Here is a 24,359-nt window from a genome sequence, read left to right on the forward strand (position 1 = left end):
CGGGGTGCGGTCCCCGGCTCCGGGCGGTGGCGGGGACGGCGGGCGGACGGGTGACGCGGGCTCAGGCCTGCGGTCCGGTGCGGGAGTGGGCTCCGGTCGTGACGCGTGAGTGCTCATGGCGCGAGTCAAGATCCGCCCGCCCCGCGCGGCCACCGCAGGAGCCGTCGCCTCAGCCGTCCGTGCCCAGGATCAACCCGGACGTGGGAACCCCCGTCCCCGCCGTCACCAACGTCCGCTCCGTCCCCGGCACCTGGTTCACGGACGTCCCGCGCAGCTGCCGCACCGCCTCCGCTATGCCGTTCATCCCGTGCAGATAGGCCTCGCCGAGCTGCCCCCCGTGGGTGTTCAGGGGGAGCGCGTCCGCCGCGACGAAGTCGGCCGCCTCCCCCGGACCGCAGAAGCCGAACTCCTCCAACTGCATCAGCACGAACGGGGTGAAGTGGTCGTAGAGGACGGCCACGTCGATCTCGCCCGGCGTGAGGCCCGAGGTCCGCCAGAGCTGCCGGGCCACCGCCCCCATCTCCGGAAGCCCCGTCAGCTCGTCCCGGTGGAAGCTGGTCATCGCCTCCTGCTTCCGGCCGGCGCCCTGCGCCGCCGCGAGGACCACGGCCGGCGGGCGCCGCAGGTCGCGGGCGCGCTCGACGGAGGTGACCACGATCGCCTGACCGCCGTCGGTCTCCTGGCAGCAGTCGAGCAGCCGGAGCGGCTCGGCGATCCAGCGCGACGCGGCGTGGTCGGCGAGGGTGATCGGCTTCCCGTGGAAGTACGCGGCGGGGTTGCGGGCGGCGTGGCGCCGGTCCGTCACGGCGACGTGGCCGAACGCGTCCGGCGTCAGACCGTAGGTGTGCAGGTACCGCTGGGCGGTCATCGCGACCCAGGAGGCCGGGGTGAGCAGCCCGTAGGGCAGCTGCCAGCCGAGGGCGACGCCCTCGGCGGAGGGCTCGCGCTGCTGCACCCCGGAGCCGAAGCGGCGCCCCGAGCGCTCGTTGAACGCCCGGTAGCAGACGACCACCTCCGCGACGCCGGTGGCGACGGCGAGCGCGGCCTGCTGCACGGTGGCGCAGGCGGCCCCGCCGCCGTAGTGCACGCGGGAGAAGAAGGACAGCTCGCCGATGCCGCAGGCCTGGGCGACCGTGATCTCGGGATTGGTGTCCATGGTGAAGGTGACCATCCCGTCGACGTCGCCGGGGGCGAGACCGGCGTCGTCGAGGGCCGCCCGGACCGCCTCGGCCGCGAGCGACAGCTCGCTGCGGCCCGAGTCCTTGGAGAACTCGGTGGCCCCGATGCCCGCCACGGCCGCCCGGCCGCCGAGGCCGTCCCGGGTGCGGAGGCTCATCGCGGCACCCGCACGGTGACGGTCCCGGTGACGTGGTGCCCCAGCCCGTTCGCACCGACGACCCGGACGTGCGCGGTGTCCCCGTCGACCTCGGTGACCGTGCCGGTCAGCACCATGGTGTCGCCGGGGTGGTTGGGGGCGCCGAGCCGAATGGCGACCCTGCGCAGGACGGCACGGGGGCCGAAGTGGTCGGTGATGTACCGGCCGACGAGTCCGTTGGTCGTGAGGATGTTCATGAAGATGTCCGGAGAGCCCTTCTCCCGGGCCAGTTCGGCGTCGTGGTGCACGTCCTGGTAGTCGCGGGAGGCGACGGCCCCGGCGACGATCAGGGTGCGGGTGATCGGGATCGTCAGCGGCGGCAGCTCGTCCCCGGGCTCGGCGAAGGTCTCCGTGCCGGACGTCATGTCAGGTCTCCTTCGGCGAGCAGGTCGCCGAGTTCGGCGAGGACTTCGGTGCCGCACCCGAGGTGCGCGTCGAGCTGCCGGCCCCACAGGAAGTGCCGGTGCACGGGGTGGTCGAGGTCCGCCCCCATGCCGCCGTGCAGGTGCTGGCCGGCGTGCACGACCCGCTTCCCCGCCTCGGAGGCCCACCAGGCGGCGGTCAGGGCCGCCGCGTGCGCGTCCAGCCCCTCGTCGTGCCGCCAGGCGGCCTCGTAGGCGGTGACCCGGATGGCCTCGGTGTCCATGTGGGCGTCGGCGGCCCGCAGCTGCACGGCCTGGTGGGTGGCGAGCGGACGGCCGAACTGCTCCCGTACCGCCGTGTACTCCACGGCTCTGGCCAGCGAACCCGCGCAGACCCCGGCCTGCAGCCCCGCGAAGGCGGTCCGGGCTGCGGCGAGCACCTCCGCGTAGACGGCGCCCCCGGCCACGCCTCCGCGCACCGCTTCGTCTCCCCCGCCTCCGTCTCCCCCGCCGCCTCCGCCGAGCCGCTCGCCCGCCGCCCCGTCGAGGACGAGCCGGCCGGCGGACCAGGGCGCGGTGAGTTCGACGGGGTCGATCCGGGCCGCTTCCTCGGTGCGGACCAGCCACAGGACGTGGTCCGCGTCGGGGACGAGGACGTGCGTGGCGTCCCGGAGCCACGGCACCCCGTCCGCGGTCCCGCTGAGCCGTCCCCGGTGCGAGGTGACCGCGCCGGAGGCCGGGAAGGCGCCCGTCGCCACCGTCGTCCCCTCGCGGAGCCCGGGCAGCAGCCGGGCGCGCTGCTCGTCCGTGCCGTGCCGGGCGACGGCGAGGATCCCGTACACACAGCTCGCGGCGAACGGCACCTGTGCCGTCACCCGGCCCTGCTCCTCCAGGAGGAGGACGAGGCCGAGCAGGCCGGTCTCCTCCACCGAGCCGGGCAGCCCGGCGGCGCAGAGGGCCTTCCACAGCTCGGGGTCGCTGCCGGTGCCGGCCGCCCCGAGCCGCTCGTGGGTGGCGAGGTCGGCGAAGATCCGGGCGGCCAGCCCGCGGGCCGCCTCCTGCTCCTCGGTGGGGGTGAAGTCCACGTCAGTCCTCCCCTCCCGCGCGGAAGACGGGGAGCTCCAGCTCCTCGTCGACCCGCAGGAACTCCAGCCGCACCGGCATCCCGATCCGCACCTTGTCGTACGGCACGCCCACCACGTTGCTCACGATCCGCACGCCCTCGGCCAGTTCGACGAGACCGACCGCGTACGGCGGATCGAACGCCGGGAACGGCGGATGGTGCATCACCACGTACGAGTAGACCGTCCCGGCGCCGCTCGCCTCGATCGTGTCCCACTCCGGGGAGCCGCAGTCGGCGCATCCGGGCAGCCAGGGGAAGCGCAGGGCCGTGCAGGCGGCGCAGCGCTGGACGAGCAACCGGTGTCCGGCCACGCCCTCCCAGAATCCGGCGTTGTCCCGGTTGACCACGGGTCGGGGGCGGCGGGCAACCGGTCCGGCGGGGGGCTCCGGCTCGCGCGGCCGTGCGGCGGGCGCGTACTTGAGGATGCGGAAGCGGTGGGTGCCGGCGGGCTGCCCGCCGGCGCGGACGTCGGTCCGGGTGGTGACGAAGTGGCCGGAGCCGAGCCTGGTGGTCTTGAGCCCCGACACGGACTCGATGACGGTCTCGAAGGTGATCTCGTCGCCCGGCCGCAGCGGCCGCAGGTACTCCTGCTCGCAGTCGGTCGCGACCACCGAGGTGAATCCGGCCCCGTCGAGGAGGGCGAACAGCTCGTCGTGGACGGAGGAGCGGGCCGGGTGTCCCGAGAGGCCGCCCATCGTCCAGGCCTGGAGCATCGTCGGCGGCGCGACCGCGTCGGGCCCCCGGTAGGCGGGATGCTCGTCCCCCATGGCCTCGCACCAGTGCCGGATCATGGGCAGGTTGACCGGGTCCTTGCCGACGCCGGCCTCCGCGGCGGTCCGCCCGGCGAACCCGGCGAGCCGCTCCGCCAGCGCGTCCGGCGCCCGGTCGGGACCGTCCTCCCGCTGCGTGGGGGTCATCGCCGCCCCCTCCCCTTCATGCCGAGCCGCATCCTCGCGACGATCTCGCGCTGCACCTCGCTCACCCCTCCCCCGAAGGTGTTGATCTGCGCGGCACGGTTCATGCGCTCCAGCTCACCGCCGTCGAACTCCCCCGGCGATCCCGCTCGCACCGTCCCCGCGCCGCCCGCGATCTCCTGACATATTCGATACACCTCCACCGCCGATTCGGTTCCCGCGAACTTCACGCCGCTCGCGTCTCCCGGGGCCAGCCGGCCGGCCCCCACATCCCCCACCAGACGCCAGTTGAGCAGGCGTGTCGCAGCCAGCCGGGCATGCGCTTCGGCGGCCCGGATCCGCACCCAGGGCTCGTCAACCCGACGCCTGCCCGTCACCGGATCGGGGGTACGGGCCCGGTCGAGCACGGCGCCGAAGAGGTCCTCCGCCTGCATCCCGATCGCGGCGAGAGCGACCCGCTCGTGGTTGAGCTGGCTGGTGATGAGCCCCCAGCCGCCGTGCTCGGGCCCGACGAGGTTCCCCTCGGGAACCCGGATCCCGTCGTAGTGGGTGGCCGTGGTCGTGAGCCCGCCCACGGTCTCGATCGGCGTCCACGAGAAGCCCTCGGCGTCGGTGGGGACGAGGACGATCGAGATCCCCCGGTGCGGGGGCGCGTCGGGATCGGTCCGGCAGGCGAGCCAGATCCAGTCGGCGTTCTGGGCGTTGGAGGTGAAGACCTTCTGGCCGTCGATCAGCCACGACCCGCCGTCGCGCCTGGCGCGCGTCCGGAGGGAGGCCAGGTCCGTTCCCGCCCCGGGCTCGCTGTACCCGATGGCGAAGACGGCCTCCCCGCGCAGGATCCGGGGCAGGAGGAAGGCCTTCTGCTCCTCCGTCCCGTACGTCATGAGGGTGGGGCCGACGGTGTTGAGCGTGACCATCGAGACGGGGGCGCCCGCGCGGTACGCCTCGTCGAAGAAGACGAACTGCTCGTCGGGACCGCGCCCCTGTCCGCCGTACTCCTCGGGCCAGCCGATCCCCAGGAGCCCGTCCGCTCCGATCCGGCGCAGCAGCCGTCGCTGGGCCTCGGTGTCGGTGGCGGGCGGCGGACCTTCGGGCATCAGCTCCCTGAAGTACGCGCGGAGTTCGGCGCGCAGCCGCAGCTGCCGCTCGGTCGGGGCGAGGTGCACGGCGACTGCCTCCCGGGGAACGACTGAGGTTTCTGACTGTCCGTCAGATTCAGGACCCCTGTCAAGGTCGACGACCGACCGCGCGCGCTCGGGCGGACACGCGCGACGGCCCGCGCACCGGTACCGAGTACCGGCGCACAGGCCGTCGTTCACACCGCGGTCACGCCCCCCGTCGGGCCGGCTGCCGTGCGGGGCGGATCACCACCACGGGTTGAAGTTGACCACCGCGTTGTTCTGGGCGATGTGAGTGAACGCGGAGCCGTTCACACTGGCCGTGTTGTTCTGGTTCGAGGCGCCGGAACCGGTCGCCACCTGCTGCGTCGTGGTCGAGTTGCCGAGGTTGGCCCCGCCCACGCCGCTGCCGACGATCGAGGCGACGCTCGTGTTCGATCCGTCGTCCGCGAATCCGCCGTTGTCGGCCTGCGCCACCCCGGTGAAGAGCGCCGCGGCGAGGGGGAGGGCGGCGGCGACGGCGACGATGCGGGCGGTACGGATGCTTGCCATGTGTGTTCCTCCGGGAACTGAAAGCTGGTGCTGTTGCACGGAACTGCTCTGAAGTGCTGTGAAGTACGGCTGTTTCCAAGGCGGTTGGCCGACCGCCTCGGTCGTTGGTGCTCGACGTCGCGAATCCAGAGTTGCCCACCGAATCCCCGGCGAACCAGACCGGAGCGCCTGATTCCCCCGCAAGCGTGAGGACAAGCCGATAAACCAGACAGCACCTGACAAAGGCGCAGCTCACAGCGACGGAGAGGGTTCAGGACACGCTCGGCCCAGGCGCCGCAAGGGAGGAAGCGTTCCGGCAGATTTCCCGCCAATCTCCCCACCGGGGGATCGACGCGGCGCGCCCCCCGCCCGCAGGGACCGAACAACAGGACGGAACGGAAGACCAGTTCGATCAGGCGAGGGGCGGCACGGAAGAGCCCGACCCCCGGGCCGTGCGCTCCGTGCGCTCCGTGCGCTCCGCGTGGTCAACGTGTTCTGTGCGCTCCGTGCGGTCAACGCGTTCCCTGTGATCAGCGTCCCCCGCTACGGGACGTCCGGCTCCCCCGCGGCCGCCTCGAAGGCCGCGTACGCCGCGGCGTCGAAGAGCACGAAGCGGACCTCCTCCACGTCGGTACGCGCGGCCCGCACGGTCCGTACGGCGATCCGGGCGCCGTCGTCCATCGGCCAGCCGTAGATCCCGGTGGAGACGGCGGGGAACGCCACCGTACGGTCGCCCAACTCGTCGGCGATCCGCAGGGATTCGCGGTAGCAGGAGGCCAGCAGCTCGGAACGGTCCTCGTCGCGCGACCAGACCGGTCCCACCGTGTGGATCACGTGCCGGGCCGGCAGCCGTCCCGCCGTGGTCGCCACGGCCCGCCCGGTCGCCAGTCCCTTGCCGTACTGGGAACGCCGCAGGTCCTGGCAGGCGGAGAGGATCTCGGGGCCGCCCCTGCGGTGGATGGCCCCGTCGACCCCGCCACCGCCGAGCAGCGAGGAGTTCGCGGCGTTCACGATCGCGTCCACGGCCTCGGCCGTGATGTCCCCCTGCACGAGCACGATCCGCACCACGACAGTCCTCCTCCGGCCGCCCACAGCTCTCCGAGGCCCCATGGAACCCGACGGGGCACCGCGCCCGCACCTGGAAAAGGGCGCCCCGGAGACGGCTCCGGGGCGCCCTCGACACACGGGTGACGCACGGGTCGTGCGGCACTCCTCGCGCTACTGCTGGGGCGGCGGCGGGGGCTGCGGCGGGGAGTCGGGCCGAGCGCCCGTGTCCCCCAGCTGCCCCTTGAGCTTCTCCTGGGCGGTGTCGACATGGCCGGCGTACTTGCCCTGTGTCTTCTTGTCGACGAGGTCGCCGGCCTGGTCGATGCCCTTGGAGGCCTGATCCTCGTGGCCCTTCAGCATTCCCTTGAGCTTGTCGAACACAGACATCCTGGCCCTCCTAGCCACTGTTCCAGCCCCTCCAGCATCACGGCACCACCCGGGTCCCGCATCCGCAGGAGCCCGCCCGGAGCCCGACGCGGCCCCGGGGGACGGGGCAGGAGGGAACGGAGAGACGGAGAGGGAGAGAGGGGGGGAGCGGGAGGGCTGGGGGGACGCGCGGCACGGAAGGCGCAGGGGCGGGGCCCAAGGACGGAGCCGACGCGAAGGGCGGGCCCCGGTGTCCGGGACCCGCCCTCCTGCGTGTCGCCACGTCGTGCACAGTGCGGTGGGTGTGGGATTTGAACCCACGGTGACATCGCTGCCACGACGGTTTTCAAGACCGTTCCCTTAGGCCGCTCGGGCAACCCACCCCGCGCCGGCGGTGTGTCCACCTGTGGCGCGGGGGACAGCCTAGCCGGTCAGCTGTCGCCGGTGCGCTCGCCGAGGGTGACCGTCGCCTCGGCCGTCCGGCCGTCCCGCTCGTACGTGATCTTGACCTGGTCGCCCGGCTTGTGGGTCCAGATCTCGCTGATCAGCGACGGGCCGCTGTCGATCGGGTGGCCGCCGAAGCCCGTGATCACGTCACCGGCCTTCAGGCCCGCCTTGGCCGCCGGGCCGTTCGGGGTCACCGAAGGGGTGCCGCCCGAGCCCTGGGAGGCGATCGTCGCGCCCTCGCCCTGCTCCTGCATGTTCACCGTCGCGCCGATCACCGGGTACACCGGCTTGCCCGTCCTGATCAGCTGCTGGGCCACGTTCTTCGCCTGGTTCACCGGGATCGCGAAGCCCAGGCCGATCGAGCCCGCCTGGGACTGGCCGAAGCCGCTCCCGGTGGACTGGATGGCCGAGTTGATGCCGATGACCGCGCCGCTCGCGTCCAGCAGCGGACCACCGGAGTTGCCCGGGTTGATCGACGCGTCGGTCTGCAGCGCGCTCATGTACGAGTTGCTGCCGCCCGAACCGTCGCCCGAGGCCACCGGGCGGTTCTTGGCGCTGATGATGCCGGTGGTCACCGTGTTCGACAGGCCGAAGGGCGCGCCGATCGCGATCGTCGAGTCGCCGACCGCCACCTTGTCCGAGTCGCCCAGGGGCAGCGGCTTCAGGCCCTTCGGCGCGTTCGTCAGCTTCAGTACGGCCACGTCGTAGCCCTCGGCCCGGCCGACGACCTCCGCGTCGTACGACTTGCCGTCCGGGAACGTCACGGAGAGCGTGCCGCCGTCCGCCGCCGACGCCACCACGTGGTTGTTGGTGACGATGTGGCCCTCCTGGTCGTACACGAAGCCCGTGCCCGTGCCGCCCTCGCCCTGCGAGCCGCCCGACTTCGCCTGGATGGTGACCACGCTCGGCAGCGCGGTCGCGGCGACCGCCGCGACGGTGCCCGGTTCGCGCTTGAAGGACGCCGGGGCCTCGCCCGAGGAGACGGTGGTGGAGCTGACGCCGTCGTCACCGCGCTCGGCGGCCCAGTAGCCGATGCCGCCGCCGATGCCGCCCGCGACGAGCGCCGCGACCAGGACCGCCGCCACCAGGCCGCCGGCCCGTCGCCGGGGCGCCGCGGGGGCGGGGTGCTCCGGCGGCACCGGGGCACCCCAGGCCGGCACGGTCGGCGGGGGCGGCGGCCAGCCGGCCCCGGCGGCCGCGGGGGCCGGTGCGGGGGCGTGAGCCGCGTCGGCGGGGCCGGGGGCGTGGGCCGGCGCCGGTTCCGGCGCTCCGTCGGGGACCGGGGCCTGCGCGACCGTCGGGGGGTCCGCCGGTGCCGGGGCGGGGGTCGGCGTGGGCGCGGGGGTCGAGGCCGAAGGGCTCGACGGAGGCGTCGGAGGCGTCGGAGGGGTCGGAGGGGTGGACGGGGCAGCCGGGTGGTCCGCCGGTACCGCCGTGCCCTCGTTCTCGGTGCTCACAGCTCGCTCTCCTCGTTGACTGCGCGGGGTGGGGTGGTGGTACCTACTGGTCACCTATGGGGTCCAGGGTGCTGCACCAGCTTTTCCCACAGGACGTCAGGCCGCTGTAAGGCGGAGCTGTGCGTTCACCCCCCTATCTTTATATACGGACAGAACGGACAGCTTCCGGTGTGCCCGCTCCGCCCCGCCAATGGCACCATGACGCCGTGACTCACGCACGGCAGCACCCGAACAGCGTCCCCCTCCAGGTCGTCGCCCACCGTGGAGCCTCCGAAGACGCGCCGGAACACACCCTGGCCGCCTATGTGAAGGCCATCGAGGACGGCGCCGACGCCCTGGAGTGCGACGTCCGGCTCACCGCCGACGGCCATCTCGTCTGCGTCCACGACCGCCGCGTCGACCGCACCTCGAACGGCCGCGGCGCCGTCTCCGCCCTGGAGCTCGCCGATCTCGCCGCCCTCGACTTCGGCACCTGGAAGGGCCGCGACGAGTCCGGCGAGAGCCCCGACTGGGGTGATCCCGGGTACACCTCCGTCCTCACCCTGGAGCGGCTCCTGGAGCTGGTCTCCGACGCCGGGCGCCGCGTCGAGCTGGCCGTCGAGACCAAGCACCCCACCCGCTGGGCGGGCCAGGTCGAGGAGAGGCTGCTCCAGCTCCTCAGGCGTTTCGGGCTGGACGCGCCCGCGTCCCCCGCGAAGTCCCCGGTACGCGTCATGAGCTTCTCGGCCCGCTCCCTGAGCCGGATCGCCGCCGCGTCGCCGACGCTGCCCACCGTGCACCTGGCCCAGTTCGTCTCGCCGCGGCTGCGCGACGGACGGCTCCCCGCGGGCGCGCGCATCGCCGGGCCGTCGATCAGGATCGTGCGGCATCACCCGGCCGTGATCCTCAGGCTCCAGAAGGCCGGGCACCAGGTGCACGTCTGGACCGTGGACGACGCCGAGGACGTCGAGCTCTGCGAGCGCCTCGGCGTGGACGCGATCATCACCAACCGCCCCAAGCAGGTCCTCGCCCAGCTCGGCCGCGACGGAGCGTCCGGGCCGCGCGCCTGACGCGTTCCCGCCCCTCCGGCACCCTCTTTCCCTTGTGCCACAAGGCTTCTCGGGTCCGCCGGGGAGTGCACCGGCGCGTTCCGCGCGTACGCGATCGTCACGAGTGCCTCATCGCACACGGATTGGCCGGTTTCCGGTCCAGGCCATTGGGGCATCCACACGGTGGCGTGGGGCAAAGGAGGTCTCGGGGGTGGCGTTGGTGGTGGCACAGGAGGTGCCCACGTCGTCGAGCATGGCCGTACCCCATGGCCCTGCGGGCGTGGGTGAGGCGCGACACCGGATGCGGGACGAGCTGTACCGCAGCGGGATGTCCGAATCGGTCGTCGACGACGCGGTACTGATCCTTTCCGAGCTGCTCAGCAATGCCTGCCGGTACGGCAGGCCGCTGGGGCACGCGGATCGGGGCGACGGGGACGTGCGGGCGGCCTGGCGGGTCGACCCGGCGGGCGGACTCAGGGTCGAGGTGACCGACGGAGGCGGCCCGACCCGGCCCGTTCCGGCGACGCCGTCGGTGACCGCCCGGGGCGGCCGCGGGCTGAACATCATCAGCGCGCTGGCCCAGGACTGGGGCGTGCGGGACAGCGCGACCGGCGAGGTCACGGTCTGGGTGGTGGTCACCGAGGGACACCGCCGCGAGGACTTCGCCGCCCGGGTCGGCGGCGGCTCCCGCTTCGACATCCTGGACGCGTACGACGACCTGGACTGACCGCGGGACGACGGGCGGGACCCACGTCGTACGGCGACCGGGACCGACGCCGTACGACGGCAGCGACCGGCACCGTACGAGGGCCGGCACCGTACGACGACCGCGACCGACCCCGTACGAGGGCCGGGATCACGGGCATACGGCGATCAGGACCGGCACCGTACGACGGCCGGCATCGCGGGCGTACGGCCGTCGGGACCGGTCCCGGTGCGGGCGCGGGAGCCGGTGACGTACGAAGGGCGGGCAGCGGCCCGCCTGAAGGGCGGCGGTGCGCGGTACGGCTAGGCTCGCGCCCGGAACAAGCACCGCAACGCCGCGATCGGGAGAAAGCCACACCATGGCCAAGAAGCGCCCCCAGACGAAGGCCGGCAAGACCGGTCAGGCACAGGTCACGAACGGGGAGATCCCGGTCGTCGGCGCGCGCGAGCCCTGCCCCTGCGGTTCGGGCCGCCGCTACAAGGCGTGTCACGGCCGGGCCGCCGCGCACGCCGTGACCGAGCTCGTCCAGCGCCCCTTCGAGGGCCTGCCCGGCGAGTGCGACTGGGTCGCGCTGCGCGAGCTCGTGCCCGCCGCCACCGTGCCGCTCACCCTCAAGGGCGGGCTCCCGGAGGGCGTCCCCTCCGTGACGCTCGCGACCGTGCTGCCGATGGCCTGGCCCGCCCTGCGCCGCGAGGACGGCTCCGTGCTGCTCGCCCTGCAGAACGACTCCACCTCCGGCGACCTGGCCCGCGACCTCGCCGACACCCTTCAGCGCGCGCTGGAGACCGAGCCGGGCAACCCGGTCCCGCCGCGCCGCGTCCCCGCCGAGGGCCCGCGTCTGCAGGACCTGCTCGACGCCGACGCCGCCTTCGCCCCCGAGGTCCACACCGGCTTCGAGTTCTGGATCCCGCAGTCCGCGGAGGGCGCGGACCCGGAGGTCGCCGCCTCCCTGGAGCGGGCCAACGCCGCCGCCATCCCGACCGTGAAGCTGGCGAGCGTCGACTCGGCGTACTGGTGCGAGACCCCGGACAAGAACCACCTGCGCTGGGTCATGCCGTACCCGGAGGAGAAGCTCCTCGACGCGCTCGCCCGGCTCCAGGCCGCCGGCGGCACCTCCATCGGCGCGGACACCCGCCTCGTCGGCTCGTTCCGCGCGCACGGGCTCATGGTGCCGGTCTGGGACCTGCCCACCGCGATGACCGCCGAGGAGTGCGAGAAGCCCGCCGCCGAGTTCGCCGAGCGGCTGACCGAGGCGCTCGCCTCGGACGCTCCGCTCACCGCCGAGGAGCGTCGCGCGCGCGGCGGCCTCACGAACCGTCAGGTCACTCTCAGCTGATACCCCGCGCGGTATCGGTGACTGACAGACCGACCAGTCGGTGACTTCCGCCACAACGCGGTCTTCGGACGAGTAAATCCCTGTCCGAATAACCGAGATCGAATTTGCGAACAGCAGATCTCTTGTTACCGTTCTGGAAGCCCGGTCGCTGGTGCATCCCCCGTCGCCAGCGATCGGGCCTTTCCATGTCCGCCGCCGCCCACCGCGGGGCGTCGACGTTCAACTTCCCTCGCTGCCCGCCGTGTTGCTCCCGGCCCTCAGCAGCAGCGGAGTGTTGCCCCCCTCGCCCGCTCCGGCGAATTCCGCGACCGCCGTATAGGCCGTGGCCACCCCCCGACCGCGTTCCCGGGGCGTTTCGCAGGTACCCGGTTCATCCTGCGCGGCGACCGGGCAGCGGACCTGGACGGTGCGCCCGCCGGGTGCCATGAGGGTCAGAAACGCGTCGAGATTCCGGCCGGTGGCGTTTCGGTAGTACGTGCGTCCCCAGGTGTCGGAACCCTCCGACAGGACACAGGTCTGCGCCTCGACCCCCTCGGGAGAGGCGAGTTCCGGCCCACAGTGCGTGACCCGCTCCGGAACGTCCAGTGCGGCAGGGGTGTCACGGGGAGTGACGGGGAGGGCGGGCGCGGAAGGCGTAGCCGGGTCCGCGGCGGACTCCGTCCGGCCGCCCAGGCCGAGCCTCTCCAGCACGTCCCCCGACTTCGCGTCGGAGGCACCGGCGGCACCGGTCCCGGCGGAGCTCGTCCCGACGGCGCCCGCGGGCCGTGCCGACCCGCCGGCCGCGGGCTCGCCCGTCGACCCCGCTCTCGCGACCAGGGGCAGCAGGACGGCGACCGTGACGGCGGCCCCGAGTCCGACCACGCGGAGGTTCACCGGACCCATGCGCCCCACCTGCTCCCTGCTCCTGCTCTGCCGGAGATCTTGAACGGTGGGCTGAACATAGCGGCGGCCGACGGGCGCGCGGTCGGCCGCGCGCCCGTTTCCCGTACAAGTCGGACCAGGACACACCCGTTCGGGTGAAGACCGTCGACGGCCGCCCGTCCAGGGGCCCGCTGCGTCGACGGCCGCCCGTCCGGGCCCCGGCGAGTCGACGGCTGGTCGGCCGGGCCCCGGCGGGTCGACGGCCGGCCATCCCGGTCCCGGCGAGCCGGCGGGCGGTCGCTCCGTTCGCCGGCCGGCTCCCGCGCCGCTCAGTACGCCAGCCTGCTCCCGCCGCCCGGGGTGCTGCTGCTCGCCTCCACCAGGGCGTCCACCACGGCCTCCACGTCCGGCAGCCACGGCCGGGCCGAGCCCGCGAGCGGGGCGCGCTCCCACCGGACCTGTCCGGTTCCGGCGACCGAGGGCGGCAGGAGCAGATAGCCGCCCTCCCCGTGGAAGCGCAGCGAGCTGGGGACGCTGTCCTTCGCGTACAGCAGCTCGCCGAGCCGCTCCAGGCCGTAGGGCGCGACGAGGATCGACCACCGGGTCGGGGTCGCGACCACCGGGCCGAGCCGCATGCCCGTCGCGTCGAGCGCGGCGAGCGCCCGCGCCCCCGCCACCGCGGGCAGGCTGACCGCGCAGGGCGCGCCGCCGCCCGTGGCCAGGACGACGGGGGCGTCCGGGCGCCGGGTCCACCACCAGCGGATCATCCGCTCGTCGGTGGTGGCCGCGAGCAGCCCGGGGTCGTAGGGGTGCGCGCCGGGCACCGCGCACTCGGGGTCGGGGCAGGAGCAGGCGGCCCCCGCGGCCGTGCGGGTCGTCGCTCTCAGGCCTGCTCCCGGCAGGACGGGCCAGTTCCACTCGACGGCGAAGGTGACCGCCGCGTCGAGCCGGGCGGTCCTCGCCTTGCGCCGGAACCGGAGCCTGCGTCGCCTTCCGAGGATCTCGCGCATGAGCGCTCGTTCCTTTCCGTTGAACGCCGAATCCACATCACACCATGTACAGGACACTTCACCGTGCGTATCAGCGCGTACCGGGCCGGGCGGGGTGACGGCCCCTGTCGGAGCGGGGCCGGCCGGGCCGGACCAGGTGGAACCACGTGGAAACCGGATGGAGCGGGTCAGTACCAGGTGGAGCCAGGTCAGAACGAGGTGGAGCCGGGTCTGCACCAGAGGCGGGCCAGAACACGATCCCCGCCACTCGGTGACGGGCTGCGGCCTGCGGCATGGAAGACGCCGGGGTCCCGCGAAGCGTTCCGGGGCAGCTCCAACTGCCCCTGCCTGTCATCGACTACGTACCCAGCACGCTCGGAATGACGCGCCTTGAAACGACGCCAGTCGACCGCAAAAGGTGCACAGCGGGGACAATTTTCGGCCAACTTCGCCTGGACTTCAACCCTCTCGCACGACCTCACGGACACCACAAGTCCCGTGGGGACAATGCTGGACATCGTTCCTCTTGTGCGTGTACATGTGGATGCATCGAGCGGCTCAGAATGACATGGGGGTTTGCGATGCTATGGCGTCAAACGCACCGGTCGGAAAGCCGACTGACATGAGTGCCCCGCACATGCCGAAAGTGGCCGGAATCGACTCCACGGTTCCCGGGCCCCCGCACACTACGGCGCCCCTCTCCGGCGTCCCCGCGGCGGCGGCACCCTCCGAACCGGTCTCCCCGCCGGGAGCGCTGATCCAGGACCGGCTCGCCACCTGGGTCTCCGACCTCACCACCCTCCACGAACTCACCGAGCGCCTCATCAGGACCGCCTCCCTCGACGAGGCCCTCCGCGAGGTCCTCGGCGCCGGCTCCGCCCTCGTCGGCGCCCGCCGCGGCATGGCCGTCCTCGAACCGGCCGACGGACTCGGCCCCGCCTCCACCATCGGACTCGGCCTCGCGCACGCGGACCTCGGCACGATCGAGACCGTCCCGCGCGGCGCCGGCCACTACGGCCGCCTCCTCGACGGCCTCCCCGACCCGGTCCGCCCCGAGCAGGCGCCCGAACGGGTCCCCGACCCCATCGCCATCCGCGACGTGCGCACCGAGGAGGGACTCGACCCCCGCCACCGCGAGGTCGCCGCCCGCCTCGGCTACGCCGCCAGCTACGCCCTCCCCCTCGCCACCGAGGAGGCCGGCCGGCTCGGCGCCGCCGTCTGGCTCTACGACGAACCCGCCGAGCCCACCGACCGCCAGCGCCACCTGATCGGGCTGTACGGCCGCTTCGCCACCGAGCACCTCGCCCGCCTCCTCCAGGTCGAACGCGCCCGCGTACAGGTCGCCACCATCGCCGAGGAGCTGCTGCCCAGCCGCCTCCCGCGCGTCCCCGGCGTCCAGCTCGCCGCCCGGCACCGCACCGGGCCCCGGGGCGGCGGCGACTGGTACGACGCGCTGCCGCTGCCCGAGGGCGCCCTCGGGCTCGCCGTGGGATCGGTCTCCGGCACCGGCCCCAGCGCCCTCGCGGCCATGGGACGGCTCCGCGCCTCCCTCCGCGCGTACGCGGTGATGGAGGGCGAGGACCCCGTCGCGGTCCTCTCCGACCTCGAACTCCTGCTCCGCCTCACCGAGCCGGCCCGCTCGGCCACCGCGCTCTTCGCCTACGCCGAACCCGCCCAGCGCCGGATCGTGCTGGCCGGCGCCGGCCACGCCCCGCCGCTGGTCATCGGGGAGCGCCGCACCGAGTTCGTCGAGACCTCGCTCTCGGCCCCGCTCGGCATGCTGTCCTGCTGGGAGGCGCCGAGCGTGGAGCTGTCCCCGGCACCCGGAGAAACGGTGCTTCTCTACACGGACGGGCTGCTCCGCCGGACCGGCGACGCCATGGACCGGGCCTTCGCGCGGCTCCACGCGGCGGCGTCGAGCGTGCCGCGGGCGGACCGCGGCGACCCGGGCGCCGTCGCCGACCACGTCCTGCGGACGCTGCTCCCCGAGGGGCTCGACACCACCGTGGACGGGGAGGACGTGGTCCTGCTCGCCGCCCGCTTCGAGTGAGCGACCGGGACGCCCTCCGACGTGGCCGCACATGAGCGGAGCGTGACATTCCGGTAATGGGTCTTCCGGCCCTGGACCCCCTTCCGTACGACCGTACGATGGTGGGGGTTCAGTGTCGTACCAAGAGGAGGCAGACCCGTGGCCGAGGAGCTCACGCCGGAGACCCCGGAAGAGACTGAGGAACAGGCGATCAAGCAGCGGAAGAACGGCCTGTACCCGGGCGTCTCCGACGAGCTGGCCGAGAACATGAAGTCCGGCTGGGCCGACACCGAGCTGCACGGCCTGGAGCCGATCGCCCAGGCCGGCCGCACCGCCGAGCGCCGCGCCGCGCTCTCCGCCCGCTTCCCGGGCGAGCGCCTGGTGATCCCCGCCGGCAAGCTCAAGACCCGGTCGAACGACACCGAGTACGCCTTCCGCGCCTCCACCGAGTACGCCTACCTCACCGGCGACCAGACCCAGGACGGCGTGCTCGTCCTGGAGCCGAAGAAGGACGGCCACGAGGCGACGATCTACCTGCTGCCGCGCTCCGACCGCGAGAACGGCGAGTTCTGGCTCGACGGCCAGGGCGAGCTGTGGGTCGGCCGCCGCCACTCCCTCACCGAGGCCGAGCAGCTCCTGGGCATCCCCGCGAAGGACGTCCGCGAGCTGGCCGAGGCGCTGCGCGAGGCCACCGGCCCCGTCCGCAACGTCCGCGGCCACGACGCCGGGATCGAGGCCGCGCTGACCGACAAGGTCACCGCCGAGCGCGACGAGGAACTCCGCGTCCACCTCTCCGAGGCCCGTCTCGTCAAGGACTCCTTCGAGGTCGCCGAGCTGGAGAAGGCCTGCGCCTCCACCGCGCGCGGCTTCGAGGACGTCGTCAAGGTCCTCGACAAGGCCGAGGCCACCAGCGAGCGCTACATCGAGGGCACCTTCTTCCTCCGCGCCCGCGTCGAGGGCAACGACATCGGCTACGGCTCCATCTGCGCCGCCGGCCCGCACGCCACCACCCTGCACTGGGTCCGCAACGACGGCGACGTCCGCTCCGGCGACCTGCTGCTGCTCGACGCCGGCGTGGAGACCACCGAGCTCTACACCGCGGACATCACCCGCACCCTGCCGATCAACGGCCGGTACACCGAGCTCCAGCGCAAGATCTACGACGCCGTGTACGAGGCCCAGGAGGCCGGCATCGCCGCGGTCAAGCCCGGCGCCGCCTACCGCGACTTCCACGACGCCGCCCAGCGCGTCCTCGCCGAGAAGCTCGTCGAGTGGGGCCTCGTCGAGGGCCCGGTCGAGCGCGTCCTGGAGCTCGGCCTCCAGCGCCGCTGGACCCTGCACGGCACCGGTCACATGCTCGGCATGGACGTCCACGACTGCGCCGCCGCGCGCACCGAGGCCTACGTCGACACGACCCTCGCGCCGGGCATGTGCCTGACCGTCGAGCCGGGTCTGTACTTCCAGGCCGACGACCTGACCGTGCCCGAGGAGTACCGCGGCATCGGCGTCCGGATCGAGGACGACATCCTCGTCACGGAGGACGGCAACCGGAACCTGTCGGACGCGCTGCCGCGCCACGCCGACGAGGTCGAGGCGTGGATGGCCGCGCTGAAGGGCTGACCCCCGCGTACGTTGGATTCCGAAGGGCCCTCGCCGACCGACCGGCGGGGGCCCTTCCCCGTACCGGCGGGGCGGGACGCGGGCGGCCCCGGCGGGGCGCTCGGGCGGCCCCGGGGGTCACGTGGGCGTCCCGGCAGGTCACGCGGGCGTCCCCGCGGGTCATGCCAGGAGCAGGGAGGGGCTGTCCTTCCACTTCAGGATCTTGTCGAAGCTGACCACCGCGCCGCCCCGGCCCGACCGGTTGCCGAACTGCACGTGGTCCGCGAGCTCCTCGATGAGGCGCAGCCCCCGGCCGTGCTCGGCGTCCGAGGGCGCGGCGGGCAGCTCGGCGCCGGGGAAGCCGGGGCCCGAGTCCGCCACCTCGATGCGGCAGGTCTCACCGTCCAGGTACGCGGTCACCCGGTAGGCCGCGCCGGCCGGGCCGGCCCCCTCGGATCCGCGGCCGCCGTGCTCGACCGCGTTCGCGCAGGCCTCGGTCAGCGCGACCGACAGCTCGTACGACACGTCGGGATCGACACCCGCCGTCTCCATCGTCCCCAGCAGAAGCCTTCGGGCGAGCGGCACGCTCGCGGCTTCGCGCCGCAGATGGAGTGACCACCAGATGCTCATGCTCCAGCCTCCCGGCAGCGGCTCGACATACGGATACCTATTGCCGGACAGAAGCCTTCGTAAGCGCACGGACGCGTCAAGAGCGCTCGTTCGGCGGATGCACCGGGCGCGCGTGCCGGTGTATGTCACCCCGTAGGCCCCCAAGCGGCCCAAGAACGACCTTCTGGACCTGCCTCATACCGGTGGGGCCCGTGGTGCGATGATGGGCCCGCCATGAATGCCCCCGCGCTCGCTCCACGGCTGCTGAGGGCCGCGGTGTTCACCGCGGTCTGCGTCGTGCTGTCCGCGCTCGGGCACGCCGTCGCCGCCTGCGCGGGCATCCCCCTGTGGACGCTGCTCGCGGGCTTCCTCGGCGTCTTCGGCATCACGGTCCTCTTCACCGGGCGGGAACGCTCCCTCGGCTTCGTCGTCGGCGCGCTCGCCGGCGGCCAGCTCGGCCTTCACGTCCTCTTCGGCCTCGGACAGCTCAAGCTCGCCCTGAGCGACCAGGCCGACGACGCCCTCGTACGGATGGCGGCCCGGCTCGTCTGCGGCGCCGGGACCTCGTCCCTGACCTCGGCCGACGCCACCCGGATCGTCCGCGAGGCCGGCATGGACCCGGCCGCGGCCGCGCACGCGGGTGCCGGAGCGCACCTCGGGCACGCGGCCGCGGCGACCACGCCCGGCGGCGAGCTGCTGCCCGGGCTGCCCATGCTCCTCGGCCACCTGCTCGCGGCCCTGGCCACGGGCTGGCTGCTGCGCCGCGGCGACCTGGCTCTCGTCCGGCTCGTCGAACTCTCCGGGCAGGGGGCGACGGAGCTCGCCGAGTGCGCCCTCGTCCGCTCGCTGCGGGCCGCGCTCCGGCTCGTACGGGCCCTGCTGAACGGCCTCGCGGCCGCACCCGGAACGGGTCCGCGGCGGACGGTCCGCACGGCCCCCGACTCCTCGCCGCCACCGGTGGCCGAGGCGCTCAAGGACACGGTGATCAGGCGCGGCCCGCCGGCCGCCGCCTGCGTTCTCGCCGCCTGACACGGACCGCTCACAGGGAGCGGGCCGTGCACGTCCGCACGCCGGTCCGGGTTCCGTCCCCCCCGCGCGCCGGACTTCCTCGCCTCTCTCCCGAGCCGGAGTGTCTTCTGCCATGAGCGTTTCCCGTGTCTCCTCCCGCGTCTCCGCGACCCGCGTCGCCCTCGCCGGCGGCATCGCCCTCTCCTCCGTCGTGCTGCTGTCCGGTACGGCCTTCGCGCACGTGAGCGTGCAGCCGCAGGGCGAGGCCGCCAAGGGGGGCTACGCGACCGTCAACATCAAGGTCCCGAACGAGCGCGACAACGCCTCGACCGTGAAGGTCGAGGTCAACTTCCCGCTCGACCACCCGCTCGCCTCCGTCATGCCGCAGCCGATCCCCGGCTGGAAGGCCGAGGTGACCAAGAGCAAGCTCAGCAAGCCCCTGGAGCTCCACGGCAAGAAGATCAACGAGGCCGTCTCCAAGGTGACGTGGACCGCCGACGGCTCGAAGATCGGCCCCGGCCAGTTCCAGCAGTTCCCGCTCTCCCTCGGCCAGCTTCCCGAGGACGCCGACCAGCTGGTCCTCAAGGCGATCCAGACGTACGACAACAAGGAGGTCGTGCGCTGGATCGAGGAGCAGAAGGAGGGCGCGGAGGAGCCGCAGAACCCCGCCCCGGTCCTGAAGCTCTCCGCCGCCTCCGCCGACCACCACGGCGGCGCCGCCCCGTCGGCCTCGGCCTCGTCCCCCGCGGCGGACGACAAGGCCGGCCACGGCGACGACTCCCACGAGAAGGAGGAGACGGCCGCAGCCGACTCCTCCGACACCACGGCCCGGATCCTCGGCGTCATCGGCATCCTCGTCGGCATCGCCGGCGTCGCCTTCGGTGTCCTCGCCGGCCGCCGCCGCTCGGCCTGACGGCCGCACCTCATCCAGAGAACCCGGAAAGAAGCGGAAAGAACCAGCATGTCCGCAGAGAAGACACCCTCCCCGAAGCCCGGGGACGGCCCCGCCCGCCCCGGGCGCCGCACCCCGCTGATCGTCGCCGCGGTCGCGATCGTCGCCGCGATCGGCATCACCGCGGCCGTCGTCGGCGGCGGTGGCGACGGCACGACCTCGGCGAACGGCTCCGGCTCGGTCGCCGTGGTCTCCGGAGGCGACGACACGACCAGGGCCGCGACCGTCCTCGACCGGCCCTTCACCAAGCCCGGCCTCGTCCTCACCGACACCAAGGGCCAGAAGTACGACCTGCGGGAGCGGACCAAGGGCAAGCCGACGCTCGTCTACTTCGGCTACACGCACTGCCCCGACGTCTGCCCCCTGACGATGAGCAACATCGCCATCGCGAAGAAGCAGCTGCCCAAGGCCGACCAGGACAAGCTCCAGGTCGTCTTCGTCACCACCGACCCCGAGCGGGACACCCCGGCCGAGCTCGGCAAGTGGCTGCCCGCCGCGGGCGACCCCTCCTTCACCGGTCTGACCGGCGCGTTCTCCACCATCCAGGCGGGGGCGCGGGAGATCGGCATCGGCATCGACCCGCCGAAGAAGGGGAAGGACGGCAAGGTCGTCTCCATGCACGGAGCGCAGGTGATCGCCTTCTCGCCGACGACCGACCAGGGCTACGTCCTGTACGGCGAGGACACGAGCGTCGACGACTACGCCAAGGATCTGCCGAAGCTCATCAAGGGGGAGAACCCGTGAACCGCCGCACCACCGCCCTGTCCGCCGCCGTGGCCCTCTCCGCCGCGCTCGCGCTGACCGGGTGCTCGTCCTCGTCCGAAGCGGCCGGGGACGGCAAGCCCGCCCTCAAGGTCAGCGGCGCGTTCATGCCGCAGCCGGTGATGGACATGGCCGGGGGCTTCCTCACCATCAAGAACGACAGCGGCACCGCGGACAAGCTCACCTCGGTCACCAGCAGCATCTCGGACGACGTCACGATCCACGAGACGAAGGACCAGAAGATGCAGGAGGTGAAGTCCTTCGACATCCCCGCGAACGGGGAGCTGCAGCTCGCCCGGGGCGGCAACCACATCATGTTCATGGAGCTGAAGAAGCAGCCCAAGCAGGGCGAGAAGGTCAGCATCGAGCTCCACTTCGAGAAGTCCGACCCGATCAAGGTCGACCTTCCCGTCGAAGCCGCCAACCACAACCCGCAGCAGCACTGAGCGCGTTGACGGAGTTCTCACAGAACTGACGGAGTGAACCGGAAGATGACAACCACCGCCCCGCGCCTCGGTACCGCCCTGGCCCGGCTGCTGATACTCGCGGCCGCGCTGCTCGGCACGCTGCTCGCCGGCGCCGCACCCGCGTCCGCGCACGCGGCGCTGACGGGAAGCGATCCCAAGGACGGGGCGGTGGTCGCCACCGCTCCCAAGGAGGTCAACCTCACCTTCTCCGAGCAGGTCGCCATGAGCGCCGACTCGATCCGGGTCCTCGACCCGGCGGGCCGGCGGGCCGACACCGGCGAGATACTCGACCTCTGCAGCGGCTCGATCGTCCGCTACGGCGTGGCGCTCCGGGCCGGACTGCCCGACGGCACCTACACCGTGGCCTGGCAGACCGTCTCCGCCGACAGCCACCCCATCGCCGGCGCCTTCACCTTCTCCATCGGCGCCCCCTCCACGACATCCGTCGCCCTGCCCGACCGGGCGGCCGGCGGCGGCCTCGTCGGCGCCCTCTACGGCATCGCGCGCTACGTCTCGTACGCCGGTTTCGCGGTCCTCGTCGGCGGCGGCGCCTTCGTCCTGGCCTGCTGGCCGCGCGGCGCGGGCGTCCGTCCCGTCCAGCGGACCGTGGTCCGGGGCTGGCTGGCCCTCACCGGCGCCACCCTGCTCATGCTGCTGCTGCGCAACCCGTACACCGGCTCGGGCGAGCTCTCCGACGTCTTCGACCTGGCCGGCCTCAAGGCCGTCCTGGAGACGAAGACCGGCGCCGCGCTCACCTCGCGGCTGCTGCTCCTCGGCGCGGCCGCGCTGTTCGTGGCGGTCCTCTTCGGCGCCTACGCCCGGCGGACCGACCCGAAGGAGAAGAAGGACCTCAGCTTCGGGCTGGGCATCGGCGGCACCGTCGTCGCGGCGGGCATCGCCGGCACGTGGGCGCTGGCCGAGCACGCCTCGACCGGCATCCAGCCCGGTATCGCGATGCCCGTCGACATCCTGCACCTGCTGGCCGTCGCCGCCTGGCTCGGCGGTCTCACCGTGCTGCTCGTCTCCCTCTACAAGGCCCCGTCCGTCGACCGCTCGGCGATCGAGCGCTTCTCCCGGGTGGCCTTCGGTTCCGTGGTCGTCCTCGCGGCCACCGGCCTCTACCAGTCGTGGCGCCAGGTCGGCTCCTGGTCCGCGCTGACCGGGACCCGCTACGGGCAGCTGCTGCTGGTCAAGATCGGCCTGATGGCCGTCCTCATCGGCATCGCCTGGATCTCGCGCCGCTGGACCCGCCGCCTCGCCGACCCGACGCCGGCGGAAGAGCCCGATGACAACGAGAAGACCGGAACCACCGAGAACACCGGGACCACCGAGAAGACCGAGGAGAGCGAGCACGCCGAGGAGAGCGAGGAGGCGGGCCAGGACTCCGACGCGGGCGACGGCGCGTCTGCCGCGGATCCCGAGCGGGCCGCGCAGCTCGCCCGGCAGCGGGCCGCCGTCGCCACCGCCCGGCGCAAGCGGGAGCGGGACGCCGACCCCGAGCGGGCCGGTCTGCGCCGCTCGGTGCTGACCGAGGCCGCGGTCGCCGTCGTGCTCCTCGCCGTCACCACCGTCCTCACCTCGACCGAACCCGGCCGCACCGAGGAGGAGGCGGGCCGGAGCGGCTCGACCGCGTCCGGCCCGGCCGCCGTGCCGGACCGGCCCGTCGACATCCGGCTGCCCTTCGACACCGGCGGCGTCGACGGCAAGGGCGTCGTCCGGCTCAGCCTCGACCCGGGCCGCACCGGCGCCAACGCGCTCCACCTCTTCGTCGAGCGCCCCAACGGCAAGCCGCTGGACGTCCCCGAGATCAAGGTCGCCCTGACCCTGGAGGCGAAGGACGTCGGACCGCTGCCCGTCGCCCCGGACCGGATCCAGACCGGACACTGGAGCGCGAGCGGCGTCCAGATCCCGATGCCCGGCGAGTGGAAGATCCAGGTGACCGTCCGCACCTCCGACATCGACCAGACCACCATCGAGAAGAACGTGAAGATCGGCTGACCCGTGACCGAGAACGACAACCTTGAGATCTCCCGGCGGCGCCTGCTCGGCACCGTCGGCGCGGCGGGCGCGGCCGGTCTGGTCATCGGCGCGGCCGGGGGCGTGGGGGTCACCGCGGCCGGATCGGACGGCGACGGCGGAACCGGCGCCGGCGGAGCTCCCGCGCTGACCTCCGTCGGTGCGACCGAGGTGATGTTTCACGGGAAACATCAGGCGGGCATCACCACTCCCCTCCAGTCCCGCGGCCATCTGATCGCCTTCGACCTCGCTCCCGGGGCCGGGCGCAAGGAGTCGGCGGCCCTGCTGCGCCGCTGGTCGGTGACGGCGAAGGCGCTGATGGCGGGCAAGGCACCGGCCGGGGACACCGGTGTGGCGCTCGACGCGGGCCCCTCGTCCCTCACGGTCACCTTCGGCTTCGGCCGTACGTTCTTCGACCGGACCGGGCTCACCGCCCGCCGCCCGTCCGCGCTCGACCCGCTCCCCGCCTTCTCCTCCGACGCCCTGGACGCACGGCGCTCGGAGGGCGATCTGTGGGTCCAGATCGGCGCGGACGACGCGCTCGTCGCCTTCCACGCGCTGCGCGCCCTCCAGAAGGACGCGGGCGACGCGGCCCGGGTGCGCTGGCAGATGAACGGCTTCAACCGCTCGGCCGGTGCCACCGCCCAGCCCATGACGGCCCGCAATCTGATGGGCCAGGTCGACGGGACGGGCAATCCGAAGGTCACCGACCCCGACTTCGACCGGCGCGTCTTCGTCCCGGCGGGCACCGGGGGCGCGACGGAGTGGATGGCCGGCGGCTCCTACGCGGTGGTGCGCAGGATCAGGATGCTGCTCGACGACTGGGAGAAGCTGCCCCTCGACCGGCAGGAGAAGGTGATCGGGCGGCGGAAGTCCGACGGGGCCCCGCTCACCGGCGGCACCGAGACCACCGAGCTCGACCTGGACAAGCGCGGTCCCGACGGGACGACGGTCATCCCGGACAACGCCCACTCCCGGATCTCCGCCCCCGAACAGAACGGCGGGGCCGCGATGCTGCGCCGGCCGTTCTCCTTCCACGACGGGATCGCTCCGGACGGCACGCCGGACGCCGGCCTCCTCTTCGTCTGCTGGCAGGCCGACCCGCTGAGGGGCTTCGTGCCCGTGCAGCGCAAGCTCGACCGGGGCGACGCGCTGTCCCCCTTCATCCGGCACGAGGCGAGCGGCCTGTTCGCGGTGCCGGGCGGCCCCGCCGAGGGCGAGTACGTGGGACAGCGGCTCCTGGAGTCCTGACCTCGC

General features: G+C 73.3%; 23 protein-coding genes and 1 tRNA gene. 11 read left to right on the top strand and 13 right to left on the bottom strand.

Annotation, left to right across the window (positions count from 1 at the left end):
• Positions 1-169 precede the first annotated feature (169 nt).
• From ACY0MR_RS18115 to ACY0MR_RS18160, 10 genes are all read right to left on the bottom strand, one after another.
• On the bottom strand, positions 170-1,336 hold the full coding sequence (locus ACY0MR_RS18115) for a lipid-transfer protein (RefSeq protein ID WP_473561636.1): 1,167 nt from the start codon (positions 1,334-1,336) through the stop codon (positions 170-172).
• A complete protein-coding gene (locus ACY0MR_RS18120; protein ID WP_388800935.1) occupies positions 1,333-1,740 on the bottom strand; it encodes a MaoC family dehydratase in 408 nt (135 codons plus the stop codon). The genes ACY0MR_RS18115 and ACY0MR_RS18120 overlap by 4 nt, the downstream gene beginning before the upstream one ends.
• Positions 1,737-2,822 (bottom strand): acyl-CoA dehydrogenase family protein, encoded by a 1,086-nt coding sequence (locus ACY0MR_RS18125; RefSeq protein WP_473561638.1) that lies wholly within the window; start codon positions 2,820-2,822, stop codon positions 1,737-1,739. Before ACY0MR_RS18125 ends, ACY0MR_RS18120 begins: the two co-directional genes overlap by 4 nt.
• 1 nt (position 2,823) lies before the next feature.
• Positions 2,824-3,777 carry a bifunctional MaoC family dehydratase N-terminal/OB-fold nucleic acid binding domain-containing protein gene (locus ACY0MR_RS18130; RefSeq protein ID WP_473554071.1) on the bottom strand — a complete coding sequence of 318 codons (954 nt, stop codon included), beginning with the start codon at positions 3,775-3,777 and terminating at the stop codon, positions 2,824-2,826.
• The gene (locus tag ACY0MR_RS18135) at positions 3,774-4,940 is read right to left on the bottom strand and encodes an acyl-CoA dehydrogenase family protein (RefSeq protein ID WP_404084107.1); all 1,167 of its coding nucleotides are present in this window, start codon (positions 4,938-4,940) and stop codon (positions 3,774-3,776) included. Before ACY0MR_RS18135 ends, ACY0MR_RS18130 begins: the two co-directional genes overlap by 4 nt.
• A gap of 198 nt (positions 4,941-5,138) precedes the next feature.
• On the bottom strand, positions 5,139-5,444 hold the full coding sequence (locus tag ACY0MR_RS18140; protein WP_361860055.1) for a hypothetical protein: 306 nt from the start codon (positions 5,442-5,444) through the stop codon (positions 5,139-5,141).
• Positions 5,445-5,966: 522 nt separating this feature from the next.
• Positions 5,967-6,491 carry an O-acetyl-ADP-ribose deacetylase gene (locus tag ACY0MR_RS18145; RefSeq protein WP_392866808.1) on the bottom strand — a complete coding sequence of 175 codons (525 nt, stop codon included), beginning with the start codon at positions 6,489-6,491 and terminating at the stop codon, positions 5,967-5,969.
• Between the two features lie 150 nt (positions 6,492-6,641).
• A complete protein-coding gene (locus ACY0MR_RS18150) occupies positions 6,642-6,857 on the bottom strand; it encodes an antitoxin (RefSeq protein ID WP_388800918.1) in 216 nt (71 codons plus the stop codon).
• 275 nt (positions 6,858-7,132) lie between these two features.
• Positions 7,133-7,219: transfer RNA gene (locus tag ACY0MR_RS18155), tRNA-Ser, on the bottom strand.
• A gap of 48 nt (positions 7,220-7,267) precedes the next feature.
• Positions 7,268-8,740, bottom strand: a complete 1,473-nt coding sequence (locus tag ACY0MR_RS18160; RefSeq protein WP_392866823.1) for a S1C family serine protease — start codon at positions 8,738-8,740, stop codon at positions 7,268-7,270.
• Positions 8,741-8,946: 206 nt separating this feature from the next.
• Here ACY0MR_RS18160 and ACY0MR_RS18165 point away from each other — a divergent pair, with 206 nt between their 5' ends.
• From ACY0MR_RS18165 to ACY0MR_RS18175, 3 genes are all read left to right on the top strand, one after another.
• Positions 8,947-9,789 carry a glycerophosphodiester phosphodiesterase gene (locus ACY0MR_RS18165; RefSeq protein WP_473554076.1) on the top strand — a complete coding sequence of 281 codons (843 nt, stop codon included), beginning with the start codon at positions 8,947-8,949 and terminating at the stop codon, positions 9,787-9,789.
• Between the two features lie 103 nt (positions 9,790-9,892).
• Entirely contained in the window at positions 9,893-10,495 is a 603-nt protein-coding gene (locus ACY0MR_RS18170; protein ID WP_361859164.1) for an ATP-binding protein, read from the top strand.
• Between the two features lie 337 nt (positions 10,496-10,832).
• Positions 10,833-11,810, top strand: a complete 978-nt coding sequence (locus tag ACY0MR_RS18175) for a DUF5926 family protein (protein WP_388800907.1) — start codon at positions 10,833-10,835, stop codon at positions 11,808-11,810.
• Positions 11,811-12,029: 219 nt separating this feature from the next.
• Here the strand turns inward: ACY0MR_RS18175 and ACY0MR_RS18180 are convergent, their stop codons facing one another.
• Both ACY0MR_RS18180 and ACY0MR_RS18185 read right to left on the bottom strand, forming a co-directional pair.
• Entirely contained in the window at positions 12,030-12,692 is a 663-nt protein-coding gene (locus tag ACY0MR_RS18180; protein ID WP_473554079.1) for a hypothetical protein, read from the bottom strand.
• Between the two features lie 308 nt (positions 12,693-13,000).
• Positions 13,001-13,681, bottom strand: a complete 681-nt coding sequence (locus ACY0MR_RS18185) for a bifunctional DNA primase/polymerase (protein WP_361859170.1) — start codon at positions 13,679-13,681, stop codon at positions 13,001-13,003.
• Between the two features lie 565 nt (positions 13,682-14,246).
• On the opposite strand from ACY0MR_RS18185, the gene ACY0MR_RS18190 reads away from it, so the two are divergent.
• Entirely contained in the window at positions 14,247-15,710 is a 1,464-nt protein-coding gene (locus ACY0MR_RS18190; RefSeq protein WP_473554083.1) for a PP2C family protein-serine/threonine phosphatase, read from the top strand.
• A 138-nt stretch (positions 15,711-15,848) separates the two neighbouring features.
• Positions 15,849-17,309: an aminopeptidase P family protein gene (locus ACY0MR_RS18195; RefSeq protein WP_388800899.1), complete on the top strand. Its 1,461-nt coding sequence runs from the start codon at positions 15,849-15,851 to the stop codon at positions 17,307-17,309.
• A 159-nt stretch (positions 17,310-17,468) separates the two neighbouring features.
• Here the strand turns inward: ACY0MR_RS18195 and ACY0MR_RS18200 are convergent, their stop codons facing one another.
• The gene (locus tag ACY0MR_RS18200; RefSeq protein ID WP_361859179.1) at positions 17,469-17,918 is read right to left on the bottom strand and encodes an ATP-binding protein; all 450 of its coding nucleotides are present in this window, start codon (positions 17,916-17,918) and stop codon (positions 17,469-17,471) included.
• A 213-nt stretch (positions 17,919-18,131) separates the two neighbouring features.
• Between ACY0MR_RS18200 and ACY0MR_RS18205 the strand changes: the two genes are divergently transcribed.
• The 6 genes from ACY0MR_RS18205 (at position 18,132) to efeB (ending at position 24,353) form a co-directional block, all read left to right on the top strand.
• Positions 18,132-18,926, top strand: a complete 795-nt coding sequence (locus ACY0MR_RS18205) for a hypothetical protein (RefSeq protein ID WP_473554087.1) — start codon at positions 18,132-18,134, stop codon at positions 18,924-18,926.
• Between the two features lie 112 nt (positions 18,927-19,038).
• Positions 19,039-19,818, top strand: coding sequence for a YcnI family copper-binding membrane protein (locus tag ACY0MR_RS18210; protein WP_388800890.1), 780 nt, complete (start codon positions 19,039-19,041; stop codon positions 19,816-19,818).
• A 48-nt stretch (positions 19,819-19,866) separates the two neighbouring features.
• Positions 19,867-20,601, top strand: a complete 735-nt coding sequence (locus tag ACY0MR_RS18215; protein ID WP_361852703.1) for an SCO family protein — start codon at positions 19,867-19,869, stop codon at positions 20,599-20,601.
• Positions 20,598-21,065, top strand: a complete 468-nt coding sequence (locus ACY0MR_RS18220; RefSeq protein WP_361852705.1) for a copper chaperone PCu(A)C — start codon at positions 20,598-20,600, stop codon at positions 21,063-21,065. The genes ACY0MR_RS18215 and ACY0MR_RS18220 overlap by 4 nt, the downstream gene beginning before the upstream one ends.
• A 45-nt stretch (positions 21,066-21,110) precedes the next feature.
• On the top strand, positions 21,111-23,084 hold the full coding sequence (locus ACY0MR_RS18225; protein WP_473554091.1) for a copper resistance CopC/CopD family protein: 1,974 nt from the start codon (positions 21,111-21,113) through the stop codon (positions 23,082-23,084).
• Between the two features lie 3 nt (positions 23,085-23,087).
• The gene (gene efeB / locus ACY0MR_RS18230) at positions 23,088-24,353 is read left to right on the top strand and encodes an iron uptake transporter deferrochelatase/peroxidase subunit (protein ID WP_388800878.1); all 1,266 of its coding nucleotides are present in this window, start codon (positions 23,088-23,090) and stop codon (positions 24,351-24,353) included.
• Positions 24,354-24,359 lie beyond the last annotated feature (6 nt).

Source organism: Streptomyces sp. JN8 (assembly GCF_055808075.1).

Coding starts and splice junctions, on each gene's coding strand:
- ACY0MR_RS18115 (WP_473561636.1), bottom strand. CDS start 1,336: ATGAGCCTCCGCACCCGGGACGGCCTCGGCGGCCGGGCGGCCGTGGCG.
- ACY0MR_RS18120 (WP_388800935.1), bottom strand. CDS start 1,740: ATGACGTCCGGCACGGAGACCTTCGCCGAGCCCGGGGACGAGCTGCCG.
- ACY0MR_RS18130 (WP_473554071.1), bottom strand. CDS start 3,777: ATGACCCCCACGCAGCGGGAGGACGGTCCCGACCGGGCGCCGGACGCG.
- ACY0MR_RS18140 (WP_361860055.1), bottom strand. CDS start 5,444: ATGGCAAGCATCCGTACCGCCCGCATCGTCGCCGTCGCCGCCGCCCTC.
- ACY0MR_RS18150 (WP_388800918.1), bottom strand. CDS start 6,857: ATGTCTGTGTTCGACAAGCTCAAGGGAATGCTGAAGGGCCACGAGGAT.
- ACY0MR_RS18175 (WP_388800907.1), top strand. CDS start 10,833: ATGGCCAAGAAGCGCCCCCAGACGAAGGCCGGCAAGACCGGTCAGGCA.
- ACY0MR_RS18180 (WP_473554079.1), bottom strand. CDS start 12,692: ATGGGTCCGGTGAACCTCCGCGTGGTCGGACTCGGGGCCGCCGTCACG.
- ACY0MR_RS18185 (WP_361859170.1), bottom strand. CDS start 13,681: ATGCGCGAGATCCTCGGAAGGCGACGCAGGCTCCGGTTCCGGCGCAAG.
- ACY0MR_RS18190 (WP_473554083.1), top strand. CDS start 14,247: ATGGCGTCAAACGCACCGGTCGGAAAGCCGACTGACATGAGTGCCCCG.
- ACY0MR_RS18200 (WP_361859179.1), bottom strand. CDS start 17,918: ATGAGCATCTGGTGGTCACTCCATCTGCGGCGCGAAGCCGCGAGCGTG.
- ACY0MR_RS18205 (WP_473554087.1), top strand. CDS start 18,132: ATGAATGCCCCCGCGCTCGCTCCACGGCTGCTGAGGGCCGCGGTGTTC.
- ACY0MR_RS18210 (WP_388800890.1), top strand. CDS start 19,039: ATGAGCGTTTCCCGTGTCTCCTCCCGCGTCTCCGCGACCCGCGTCGCC.
- ACY0MR_RS18215 (WP_361852703.1), top strand. CDS start 19,867: ATGTCCGCAGAGAAGACACCCTCCCCGAAGCCCGGGGACGGCCCCGCC.
- ACY0MR_RS18225 (WP_473554091.1), top strand. CDS start 21,111: ATGACAACCACCGCCCCGCGCCTCGGTACCGCCCTGGCCCGGCTGCTG.